6 protein-coding genes are annotated in these 12,350 nt (G+C 38.0%); 3 read left to right on the top strand and 3 right to left on the bottom strand.

Annotation, left to right across the window (positions count from 1 at the left end; all coding sequences use genetic code 11):
• Positions 1–149: 149 nt before the first annotated feature.
• The 3 genes from SJY37_RS07995 to porU are packed head-to-tail and all read right to left on the bottom strand — an operon-like array spanning position 150 to position 5,712.
• Positions 150–632: a cytidine deaminase gene (locus tag SJY37_RS07995; protein WP_298326895.1), complete on the bottom strand. Its 483-nt coding sequence runs from the start codon at positions 630–632 to the stop codon at positions 150–152.
• A gap of 31 nt (positions 633–663) precedes the next feature.
• Complete coding sequence (gene porV, locus SJY37_RS07990) at positions 664–1,857, bottom strand: type IX secretion system outer membrane channel protein PorV (RefSeq protein WP_298326898.1); 1,194 nt, start codon at positions 1,855–1,857, stop codon at positions 664–666.
• A 45-nt stretch (positions 1,858–1,902) separates the two neighbouring features.
• Complete coding sequence (porU, locus tag SJY37_RS07985) at positions 1,903–5,712, bottom strand: type IX secretion system sortase PorU (protein ID WP_298326901.1); 3,810 nt, start codon at positions 5,710–5,712, stop codon at positions 1,903–1,905.
• Positions 5,713–5,924: 212 nt separating this feature from the next.
• Here porU and gldJ point away from each other — a divergent pair, with 212 nt between their 5' ends.
• The 3 genes from gldJ to glpK all read left to right on the top strand — a co-directional run bounded on the left by gldJ (position 5,925) and on the right by glpK (position 12,223).
• Positions 5,925–7,586, top strand: coding sequence for a gliding motility lipoprotein GldJ (gene gldJ, locus SJY37_RS07980; RefSeq protein ID WP_298326904.1), 1,662 nt, complete (start codon positions 5,925–5,927; stop codon positions 7,584–7,586).
• Between the two features lie 72 nt (positions 7,587–7,658).
• The gene (gene murF / locus SJY37_RS07975; RefSeq protein WP_298326907.1) at positions 7,659–8,933 is read left to right on the top strand and encodes a UDP-N-acetylmuramoyl-tripeptide--D-alanyl-D-alanine ligase; all 1,275 of its coding nucleotides are present in this window, start codon (positions 7,659–7,661) and stop codon (positions 8,931–8,933) included.
• Positions 8,934–9,043: 110 nt separating this feature from the next.
• Complete coding sequence (gene glpK, locus SJY37_RS07970; protein ID WP_379952960.1) at positions 9,044–12,223, top strand: glycerol kinase GlpK; 3,180 nt, start codon at positions 9,044–9,046, stop codon at positions 12,221–12,223.
• The last annotated feature ends 127 nt before the right edge of the window (positions 12,224–12,350 follow it).

The following is a 12,350-nucleotide window of genomic DNA, read 5'->3' as shown; positions in this document are numbered from 1 at the left end:
GATATGGTAAAGTTGATTTCAAAGAAAAATTACGCAAACGGTTTCGTAGATTAAAACTAGAGAGATCAAGCTTTCGCGAAAGCGTACTCAACACAAAAACAACAATTTAATTTATGACACCGAAAGGCCTAATCTAGCACTAATAATCCTTATAAATATTTTGAAGTAAACAATAGCGGAAGAATGTTTTCTAAAGAATCACTTTTTAAAACCTCTCCACGCTCTCCCATAAAATAGAGTGAAATAGGCATTTTTTGCTTTATTTCATACTCTGCAATTGCTTGTCTACAAATACCGCATGGTGGAATAGGTACCGTAGTCTCCTTATCTTTTGCTCTTGCCGTGATTGCCATAGAAACCATCGCTGCATCTGGATATTGTGAAGATGCATAAAAAATAGCCGTACGCTCTGCACACAGACCACCAGGATAGCAGGCATTTTCTTGATTATTTCCTGTGACTACCACTCCATTATCTAAAAGTAACGCGGCTCCAACTAAGAATTCTGAATATGGCGCATAGGCTTTTTCTCTTGCCTCAAAAGCAGCATCCATTAATGATGAAATCGCTTCTGGAAGTGCATCTTTTGAAGGGTACACATCTAGAAACGATTCAATTTTTATTTTTTTCATAAGCTTTTTTCGCTTTCGCAAATATCATGTTTTAATACTCGTCGTACTCATCTCCAAAATGAAAGGTAAGTCCAAAACGAAGTGTACTTTCTAGAGGACTAATAACAGAGCCAGTTGAGAAAAGATAAGAAAGATCTACATCTATCGCATTAAACTCAAAACCTGCTCCTAGTGTTGCAAACTTGCGAGAACCTTTTAACTCACTTTCATTAAAATAACCAGCTCTCAACGCAAAAACATCATTATAAGTATATTCTGTAGCAAGTGACCATGTAACTTCCTTAAGTTCTTCACTAAATCCATCTGGCGCATCACCAAAAGATTGAAAGATTCCCGAGAAGAAGTTTACATCATCATCTTGACCCGCTAGGATCACGACGTCATCATCTTGAGTGATTTCTCCATCACCATTAGTATCTGCTCGACCACGAATAGGCGGTGTAGGCACTAGTAATTTATTAAATTCAAGACCTACAAAAATCTTATTATAGCTATCTAGTATAAAGTCAAATCCACCACCAAGTTTTAAATTGGTTGGTATAAAATTTTCTTGCCCAGCATCGTCATATTTAACCTTAGGCCCTATATTGGAAATATTAAAACCTGCTCTCCATCTACCATCAAAATTACTATACACTTGCTCTTCAGACTGGTAATAACCCGAGATATCTACCCCAAAAGAACTCGCTGGACTTGCATCTGCAAATTGATCTAGTTGTTGCAAACGAAGATTACTTTGCAAGAAACGTCCAGAAACTGCCATAGAGAACTGATCATCAAGTTTTAGCGCGTAGGTTGCATCTATAGAAAATTCGTTAGGCTTTACATCAAGACCAGGATCTTGAGCACTGTTTCTCGTGTTGATTGTACCAAGACTAAAATATCTTACACTAGCCGCAAAAGCACTACGATCATCAATACGATTTGCATAAACCGCCTGCAGTAAACCGATATCGTTTACGAGGTTACCGAGATAAGGCGTATAATTAATACCTACATTATGTTTGTTAGGCAAGAATGCAAGTTTAGCTGGGTTCCACTGTACAGCATATGCATCTGGACTAGTAGCAACACCTTGCTCTCCCATTCCAGCCGCTCGCGCGTCTCCTGCTATTATTAAAAATGGTACTGCCGTTGTAATAGTATTAGGTTGATCTTGCGCTTGAACGCTAGTAGCAAACACGCTACAAAAAACTACTCCTAATAGTGTAAAAACTTTATTCATATGTTGAGGCATTTAAAACAAATATAGACTTTTCTATGATTATGATTAGAGGATTACGAGCTTCTCTATTTTCTCCACCCGCTTGTTAGTTAACGTAGATTTAACAGTTATCTTATACACATATACTCCTTTTCCGATAGCTTGACCAAAATCATCAAGACCATCCCATGTAATTGTACGTGACAAGAACCCTTCTGTTACGACTGTCTGATTAATGGTTTTCACCACTTTACCACTTACCGTAAAAATTTGAACCTGCACATCAAGAGGCTCAAAAGGACGATTATGATTAAACCAAAATTCTGTATAATTTACAAACGGATTAGGATAATTAAGCACATTTTCGAGTTCTAACTCTTCATCTCCCAGCACCACAAACTGCAGCTCTGCAGTAGATGAATTATTATATACATCCCATGCCTTGAATGACAATGTATGTGGTCCAGGCTCTAAATTTCTAATCTTACGAGCAGCAGTACCCTTCATAAAATCATCCACCTCTGTCTCATAAAAGTCATTCATTATAATAGGATTCGTCTCGTCACCATCTATTATTGCCACAATATCATGACCTATACCACTAGCGGTATTAATCCCGTTTTCATCTTCTAGTTTTGCAAGTATAATAGGAGAGTCGTTTGTAATACCTCCATTTACAAAGTTTTCATCATTCATAAATAACTTAATCCTAGGGCCTAGGTTATCTTCTGGGGCATTCTCGTTAAGACCTCCTATAATTATAGTTTCATCTACACCTGTCTGATCTTCTAATACTCCTAATCGTTCTGAATAAAAATTAAGCCGACCATTACCTAGCGGTATTGCAGTATCTCGTGGCATTCTGAATGTAAATTCAAAATTACCATTTGTCACAGATGCCTGACCTCTATAAAGAATAGCACCTAGGGTTGTAAAATCCATAATTGCGAGCTCTCCACCTATTACTACACCATCATTACCCAGCGTCTGTCTATCTATACGTTTGTCATACAAAGTAACTGCTAGTGTGCCATTATAATCTGTAAGCGTTTGACCTCCCTGTGAGGTAACCCGACCATTTACCTTAACTAGGTCAAGCGCCTTTAACACAGGAAGCTCAGTCCCTACTGGCACATCATTAATTGCAGATAGCTGTATGTCTGGCTTAGGGAAAGCAAGTTTCATGGCTGGATCACCTACAAAGAAAATCACCCTACGTAACGGATCTGATATTCCATTTTTTGAGGCTCTAATATTCTCGGCTACACTTTTCACTTCATTTGTACCAAAGGAAAATAGCTGCTCGACTAGTGAGTTATTAAAATTAACCCCGAGAGTTACTGTGATTTCTCGCGTCGTGGTAACTAGACCTACTGCTCCACCATCGGCATTCCAAAACAATGCTTCTCCTCCCGTAGGACGTTCAGGGTTGTCAAACTTTCCAAACTCACACGTAACAGTTACCACAAGCGGCAAACGTGCGCCATTATCTAGGTTATTAATTTCGTTTTGTGTCACTATAGCTTCGGCTGCGAGAAGTTCTTCACCTCCATGACCTAGATATGTCACTACAAGCGAACCTACCTCAACGGCATTTTCAATGGCTTCGTTTACCTGAGGATATCTGTCTCCCCCGGCAGATGATTGCTGCTGAAACGCATCGCTATGTATTTTTATAACATTTACAAAAGGCTTCTCTACACTTATTTGATCACCAAGATTATCTAAAGTTCCTTGCAACTGAGCAAATTCAAAGACCTCATCCACATCATCTGATACCAGTACAAAATTATTTCGCCAGCGACCATAAGACTCACGAGCATCATAATTAATAATTTTATCAACCACCGTAGCGGCAAGACTAGGAGAATCGGCAACAATTCTTCCTACAGCTAGATCTAACTTATCTGACGCAATCATTGTTCCTTCAGATGGATCTAATGAGCCATAAAAATCATCACTCATAAAGGAACGCACCAGGCTAAAACTATCAAAAGTTTGATAGGTAGGCATCACATTATTATTCCCTGAAATACGATTTTTATAGTCCACCGAGGTGTCGCCAAAAAGGCATACATATTTTAATCTCCCAGCGTCTGAGGATGCATTATCATAAACATATTTTATAAAGTTTCTAATCGCACCTATATCTGCTTTACCACCTCCAAATTCATTATAAATTTGCTCAAGTGTAACTGTTTTCACATTGAGCCCTCTAAAATTTCTATTATGTTGCGCTAGTCTTTCCGCTTGAGACAACAAGGTATTACCTGTAATCATTAAGTAATCTACATCTTCAAAATCACCGCTATTATTTTGAAAAATAGTCCCTTTCAAATTTTGATTAGACAACTGCGTATTTCCGCTTTCGCGAAAAGGTGTCAAGTAATCAGATGGGTTAACAGCCACAAATGTTCTTTCTGTACCTAACAAACTTTTGAAAGAGACATTCTGCTCCCCATCTAGCTCCAAAGTTCTTATCGCTGTTTGATCGGTAACTTCCCAGATTTGAGTATAGCCTTGCATATTACTTAATGAATACGCACCTACTCCTGACTGCATACCTGCATCTGGATTACTAAAGGTAAATTGATTCCCAGTACCACTTAACTGTGAGTCTACATCGAGACTAATAAAATCAAGGTATCCCACACTAGATGGGTTCCCATTATTATTATAAACGAGAGTCACCACCATTTCATTACTTGACACAGGCACCTCTAGATTAAGAGAACCACCTCTGGCTAGGACAATATCACTTATCGCAAGAATGTTAATAGATCCCACAGAAGTACCATTAATAAGCACATCAAAAGATGTTACACTTTCTGATGTAGCTGCCACTTCTACTCTCAAAGTGGCTGTTTGTCCCGGAACTGCATTTTCAAAATTAAAATCAAAAGACTGTTCATTCTCAAAACTAAAACGCTCACCAAACCAGCGTCTACCTATTTTTACTAAGCTATTTTCATCCTCCTCATGAAATTGATAGTCCTTATATGTATCATATGTGATAACCGCAGCTCCAGATGGCTCTACATAAGTACTCACACGCAAACCGTTAACACCAGCAACTGTTACATAGTAATACGATCTATCCTCGTATGGATTAATATGAGTATCTAATTCTTCATGATATTTTCTTGTACTCTCGCCATAAAAGAGAATCCTATCATCATTATCAAAAGTCCCATCACCACCTCCTAGTACTTGAATAGGAATTTCCCTAAGGTCAAAATTCTCGTTATCGCTATTACGCAATGGCAAAGGAGAACCTCCATAACCATACACTTTTATCTGCTCAGGATTAATTCCATTTACATCGACTCCTAAACTCTGTAAAAAACTTCTATTGATAGCATGTATTCCAGATTCCTCCACGTAGAATTTATAGTAGTCTCCAGTAGCCAACAATGAATTACTTATTACAAGAGGCGCTCGTTGTTGTTGTTGCGCTTTCGCGAAAGCGAACATCACATCACCAGAGATCACCTTCATCACCTGACCGTTCTTTATTATGAAAGGTGAAATTTCTAATACACTATAATATGTATTACGTGCTTTAGGTGTATGAAATTGATAGCTAACCTCTGAGGATAATTGCTTTTTATCAATAGCATTGAGCCACGACTGAGGAACAGGCTCTAATTTTACATTTACAAATTTTGAAGATTGGGGATCAATTGCATTTCTAGCATCCCACTGCATACTATAAGTGTACTCACCTTGTTCACTCACCACAAGATTCATTACTTCTAGCGTACTACCTTTCTGGGTGATTTTTAAAGCACCTTCCCAGTTTATAACCATTTGCTCTGACTGTGCAGATGTGCAAATCCCTATAAATATTAAAAATAGTGAGAGTAACGTTTTCATTAGTAGGATAACGAAAGCCTGCATGGCTTATTATTAACTTATAGTTGTACTGTAGTTTTTTTTACTTAAGACAATAATAAAGAATAAATAACGCCGTTACTAATGAGTTAACCATAACCAACGAATTTTTTTGGGCTCCATAACGCAAAATGCTTGCAATTTAACGAGTTATTACTATCTTGCAACCCCAAATACATTGAACATAATTACCTATGAAACTACACTTTGCATTAAAAATGCTGGCACTTGCCGTGATTTCGATTACAGTCGCAAGTTGTAGCAAATCAAACGATTACAAAGACAGTTCTAGAGGAACTGGCTGGAAAGTCGACGGTAAAAACGGAGGTTTTAAGCTTAAAACAGACTATGAAGAACAGGCCACTGGACCTGGTCTTGTGTTTGTAGAAGGAGGTACTTTTACTATGGGTAAGGTACAAGATGATGTAATGCATGATTGGAATAACTCTCCAAACCAGCAACACGTTCAATCTTTTTACATAGATGAAACTGAGGTTACTAACGGCATGTATCTAGAATACCTAGATTACTTAAAGAAAGTATTTCCTCCAGAAGAAGAAAATTACCGTAACATATACAAAGGTGCACTACCTGATACGTTAGTATGGAGAAATCGTCTTGGTTTTAATGAAACTATGACAGAAAATTACCTTCGTCACCCAGCATATGCAAACTACCCTGTGGTAGGTGTGAGCTGGATACAAGCTGTAGAATATGCAAACTGGAGATCAAACAGAGTAAATGAACTTATTCTAGAAGAACAAGGTTATACAGCAAGAGGTGCTCGTTTTGATGTAGATGCTGGTTCTACTTTTGATACAGAAACTTATTTAAATGCCCCTACACTTACGTATGGTGGAAGTGATAGCCTTGCAAGAGGTGGTCGTTCTAGTGAGCGTCGTATGAAGCAAAATGATAGTACAAATATTTTTATACAACGTACAGACGGAATACTTCTTCCTAAGTACAGACTCCCTACAGAGGCAGAGTGGGAATATGCAGCTCTTGGTCTTACAGAATTAAGAAGCTACAATGTATACCGTGGTCGTAAGAAATATCCTTGGGATGGTTCTTACACAAGATCTTCAGATCGTCGTACACGTGGAGATCATTTAGCAAACTTTAAACAAGCAGATGGAGATTACGGTGGTATCGCTGGATGGTCTGATGATAATGCAGATATTACTGCAGAAGTAAAGAGCTATGAACCTAACGATTTTGGCGTTTACGACATGGCTGGAAACGTTTCTGAGTGGGTTGCAGATGTTTATCGTCCTATTGTAGATGATGAGTTCAACGACTTTAACTACTACAGAGGTAACGTATATACAAAGAACGCTATAGGAGAAGATGGTAAAGTAAAAATCGTTACTGTAGATTCTATCGTATATGACACACTAGCAAATGGAAGCATTATCGCTAGAGACTTACCAGGAGAGATCCTTCAAGTACCTGTAGACGAAGATGAGACTTATTTAAGAACACAATTCTCTACAAGTGACAACCGTAACTTTAGAGATGGAGATAGAAGATCTACAAGATATTTTGAATCTTTTAATGAAGATGTAGATAATCCAGATTCTGGAAAGAACATGTATAACGCTCCTCAACATAAAGTAGAGAGAGACAGCGCAGGAAAAATGGACCGTCGTTATGATGAGTCTAACAATAGAACATCTTTAGTAAATGACGAAGTACGTGTTTACAAAGGAGGTTCTTGGAGAGATAGAGCATACTGGTTAGATCCAGCACAAAGAAGATTCCTTCCACAAGGAATGGCGTCAGACGATATTGGTTTCCGTTGCGCTATGTCAAGAGTGGGCTCAAAATCTAAAAAAGGAAAAAGAGCTAGATAACATTCTCTTTTTACAGTATTTTTAAAAGCCCTCTTACGAGGGCTTTTTTCATATTAAAATTTCACTATCATTATGACCATTGCAGAGCTACACTTCCATTTTTTAAACAGTAACGGAGTTTGTACTGACACAAGATCTTTACAAAAAAATCAGATTTACATCTCTTTAAAAGGAGATAATTTTAATGGTAATAAGTTTGCAAAACAAGCATTACTAGATGGCGCTAGGCTCGCAGTGATTGATGAAAAAGAATATGAAGACGATTATACTGTGCTGGTAGATAACGCTCTTAAAACATTGCAGCAACTAGCAAACTACCACCGCAATTATCTTAACCTACCTATAATAGGTCTTACTGGAAGCAATGGAAAAACCACTACAAAAGAGCTTATAAACGCAGTCCTTTCTGAAAAGTATGTAACTGTAGCTACTAGAGGAAACCTTAACAACCACATTGGAGTACCACTTACCCTCTTATCTATGGATACGACTACAGAGATAGGTATTGTAGAAATGGGTGCAAATCATCAAGGCGAAATTGCAATGCTATGTGAGATTGCCCAACCTAACTTTGGGTATATCACAAACTTTGGAAAGGCACACCTTGAAGGTTTTGGAGGGTTTGAAGGTGTTATAAAAGGAAAAAGTGAACTTTATAATTACCTTAGAGTTAATATGGAAATGGCCTTTATAAACGACACAGACAAGCTACAAGTGGAAAAAGCTACTGGCATTACTTTACAAACATTTGGCTCTACAGAAAGTAACTACCCTATCAGCTTAATAGATGGGTCTGAGAATCTCAAACTATCGTTTAAGGAAACCACTATCAATAGCCAACTCATAGGCATCTATAACTATACAAATATTGCTGTTGCCATTGCGATAGGCACTTATTTTGACCTGTCTGTTGATCAGGTTAAGTCAGGAGTTGAAAAATACATACCTGCAAATAATCGCTCTCAAATCATAAAGAAAGATTCTTATAGCATAATTCTAGACGCATATAATGCAAACCCTACGAGCATAGCGGCAGCCCTAGAAAATTTAAAGGCTACAAACACTAAGACCATTGCGTTCATAGGTAATATGTTTGAAGTAGGTGTCACCTCAAAAGCAGAACATCAAGCGATGTTAGATTTAGCGCATCACCTTAGTATTGACCAAGTGTATGCAATAGGTCCAGATTTCGGCACTTCGGTACCTCATGTGAACCAAGAGACTTATGAAGATTATAACGCTTTCGCGAAAGCGTACTCAAACCAAATTCCAACCGGCGCAACCGTACTTATAAAGGGTTCTAGAGGAATGAAAATGGAGCGAATATTAAATCTCTTAGAAAATTAACCCCAAAGATTCTCAATAGAGATAACTTTTGATTTTCTAAATATTAACTCTAGATCAATTAAAGATGTAATTCTTAACTTTAGGCGACTTCATTAATGAAGCTTCTCTCTATGGAAAAGAAATATATTATTGCATTTGATCAAGGCACAACGAGTACTAGAGCTATCATATTTGACCATCAAGGAACCATAAAAAACATTGCCCAAAAGGAACTAAAGCAACATTACCCGCAACACGGCTGGGTAGAACACGATCCTATAGAGATTTTTGAAGCACAGCAAGCGACCTTCAAAGAGGTTATCGAAACGTCTGACATATTTATCGATGAGATTGCTGCGATAGGTATTACTAACCAGAGAGAGACTACCGTAGTCTGGGATAAGCATACTGGAAAACCTGTCTACAATGCTATTGTATGGCTGGATAAGCGCACTAAAGAGATTTGTGAACAATTAAAATCTCAAGATCTAGAAGAATATGTAAATAAGAATACGGGACTGATTATAGACTCCTACTTCTCTGGAACTAAGGTCAAGTGGATCTTAGATAATGTAGATAACGCTTTCGCGAAAGCGCAACAAGGCGACTTACTTTTTGGAACTATAGACACTTGGCTTATTTGGAAATTCACCAATGGTACTGTACATGCAACAGATCACTCTAATGCCAGCCGAACGCTACTCTACAATATTATAGACCTCAAATGGGATGAAAAGATGCTCAAGGCATTAAACATTCCAGCGTCTATGTTACCTAAGGTTCAACATAGCGCCTCAGATTTTGGAAACATCATACTAGACGGCCACAGCATTCCTATTTGTGGAGTTGCTGGAGATCAACAGGCTTCGCTTTTTGGACAAGGAGGTTACAAATCTGGAATAGCTAAAAACACCTACGGTACCGGTTGCTTCCTACTTATGAATACTGGAAAAAAACCTGTTACCTCAAAAAATGGACTGCTTACCACTTTATGTGCTAGCTTACCTGGTGGCAAAGTTAAATATGCTCTAGAAGGTTCCATATTTGCGGGAGGCGCATCTGTACAATGGTTACGGGATAAACTTGACCTCATAGATCATGCAAGAGACACAGAAGATATCTGTATGAATACAGCAGCTACAGATGATTTATACGTAGTTCCTGCTTTTGCAGGATTAGGAGCACCTTACTGGGACATGGATGCAAAAGGAGCTATTTATGGATTAACACTAGACTCAGGCAAAGAAGATATTATCAAAGCTACGGTAGATGCGATTGCCTATCAAACACGAGATGTTCTAGATGCAATGATTGAAGATTCTGGCAAGCAAATGGAAGCGCTACGAGTAGATGGCGGGGCCACTGCAAATAATTACCTCATGCAATTTCAATCAGACATTCTTAACATAGCTGTAGATCGTCCAGAGATGCTAGAAGTTACTGCACTAGGAGCTGCATTTTTAGCTGGAATTCAAGCAGGGATTTGGAACAAAAAAGATATTTCTAAAATACGTCAAGTAGATTCCATTTTTGAACCAACAATCACTGAATATGAACGAAACAAGAAATATACCGGCTGGAAAAATGTCGTAGCACGCACAAAGAGCACTACAAACCAGATGCTCACAACCCAAGAAGATATCCCGATGCGCTTCTCTGTACTTGACAGACAGCGCCAGATAGCTCGTGCACAAAAAGAAAAATTTGATCTTATTGTTATAGGTGGTGGTGTTACTGGAGCTGGAATTGCACTTGACGCTTCGTCTCGTGGTATGAATGTATGTCTTATAGAAAAGAATGATTTTGCTTCTGGAACAAGTAATAAATCTACAAAGCTTATTCATGGTGGACTGCGTTACCTTAAGCAAATGGAAATAGGCTTAGTACAAGAGTCGGGAAGTGAACGAGCAATATTGCATACCCTTGCTCCTCACCTTGTTGTTCCAGAAAAAATGCTACTTCCACTTATAGAAGGTGGCACCTATGGCAAAATGATGACGGCAATAGGCTTAAAGGTTTATGACTTTCTTGCAAATGTAGAAGGTGATGATAAACGTAAAATGTTAAGTGGAGAAGAAACTGCTACTAGAGAACCTTTACTTAACAAAGACCAATTAATAGGTGGTGGCTATTATGCAGAGTATCGCACAGATGATGCACGACTTACCGTAGAGTTATTAAAGAAGGCAGCCAGTTTTGGCGCTACTATTATTAACTATTGCGAGATGAAAACCTTTAAATATGATGAGCAAGGAAAAATAAAAAGCTTACAATGTTACGACCACAATACACAAAGGAATTTTAAACTAAAATCACAGCACTACATATCTGCTGCAGGACCTTGGGTTGATCTTTTAAGGAAGAAAGACCACTCCATGAATAACAAGTATTTACACCTTACAAAAGGAGTGCACATTGTATTTTCTAGAGAGCGTTTTCCATTAACTCAATCTATTTATTTTGATGTGCCGGATGGTCGTATGATTTTTGCCATCCCTCGCGGTAGATCGACCTACGTAGGAACGACAGATACGAACTATAGCGGAAACCTCAACCGAGTTGTAGCTACTCAAGATGATGCAACCTATTTACTTGATGCGACTAATAATATGTTCCCAAGTGTAAATCTTACGATAGACGATATAGAGTCTAACTGGGCTGGACTAAGACCTCTTATACATGAAGATGGAAAAGACCCTTCCGAATTGAGTCGTAAAGATGAGATTTTTGTATCTGACACAGGGTTGATTTCTATTGCTGGCGGCAAACTTACTGGATATCGTAAAATGGCACAGCGAGTTATAGATCGCGTTCTTAAAGATGTGCCAGAGAAGAAGAAAGCACACCTCGTAAAATCATACACAGAAAAAATACCGCTTACCTCTGAGCCTTTAAAAAACACGGTAGAAGTAGATATTTACCAACAAGAGATTAAAAAGCGTCTTGAACATATAGGTATTGTAAATGAATATCAAAGTTGGTACCTAGCAACTACGTATGGGAAGCAAAGCAATACCATCATTGATAAGATGAGTTATTTCTTAAATGAAAATCCAGAGGAGCGCTTAATACGTGCAGAAGTTTGGTACAGCATCCATCATGAGATGACAAACAGCCTAGCTGACTTTTTTGTGCGACGTACAGGTAGATTATATTTTGATATATACTCTGTGCATCAATACCGTGACCTCGTTCAAGAGGATATGATACGATATTTAGGTTGGGATGAAAAGAGAGTATTGCAGGAAAATGAATATCTCCATATTCTCTTAAAGGATGCTAGTGAATATTATGAGGAAGAATTTGAGTAACACAAACTCTAAAAAAAATATTTCATACTAAGACACTAGCGAAAACGATATCGTAAAAAGGTTCGTAATAGAACTCATAATATTATATTAAAAAGTCATATTTTACACGCTATACTAATAAATACCT

The sequence above is a fragment of the Dokdonia sp. R78006 genome (assembly GCF_042466145.1).
Taxonomy (GTDB): domain Bacteria; phylum Bacteroidota; class Bacteroidia; order Flavobacteriales; family Flavobacteriaceae; genus Dokdonia.
Note: the sequence above shows the minus strand (reverse complement) of the source record. Positions and strands in the feature narration are given on the sequence as shown.

Excerpts from the sequence above, each read along its gene's own strand:
- glpK (WP_379952960.1), top strand. The coding sequence starts at position 9,044 with ATGGAAAAGAAATATATTATTGCATTTGATCAAGGCACAACGAGTACT.
- gldJ (WP_298326904.1), top strand. The coding sequence starts at position 5,925 with ATGAAACTACACTTTGCATTAAAAATGCTGGCACTTGCCGTGATTTCG.
- murF (WP_298326907.1), top strand. The coding sequence starts at position 7,659 with ATGACCATTGCAGAGCTACACTTCCATTTTTTAAACAGTAACGGAGTT.
- SJY37_RS07995 (WP_298326895.1), bottom strand. The coding sequence starts at position 632 with ATGAAAAAAATAAAAATTGAATCGTTTCTAGATGTGTACCCTTCAAAA.
- porV (WP_298326898.1), bottom strand. The coding sequence starts at position 1,857 with ATGAATAAAGTTTTTACACTATTAGGAGTAGTTTTTTGTAGCGTGTTT.
- porU (WP_298326901.1), bottom strand. The coding sequence starts at position 5,712 with ATGAAAACGTTACTCTCACTATTTTTAATATTTATAGGGATTTGCACA.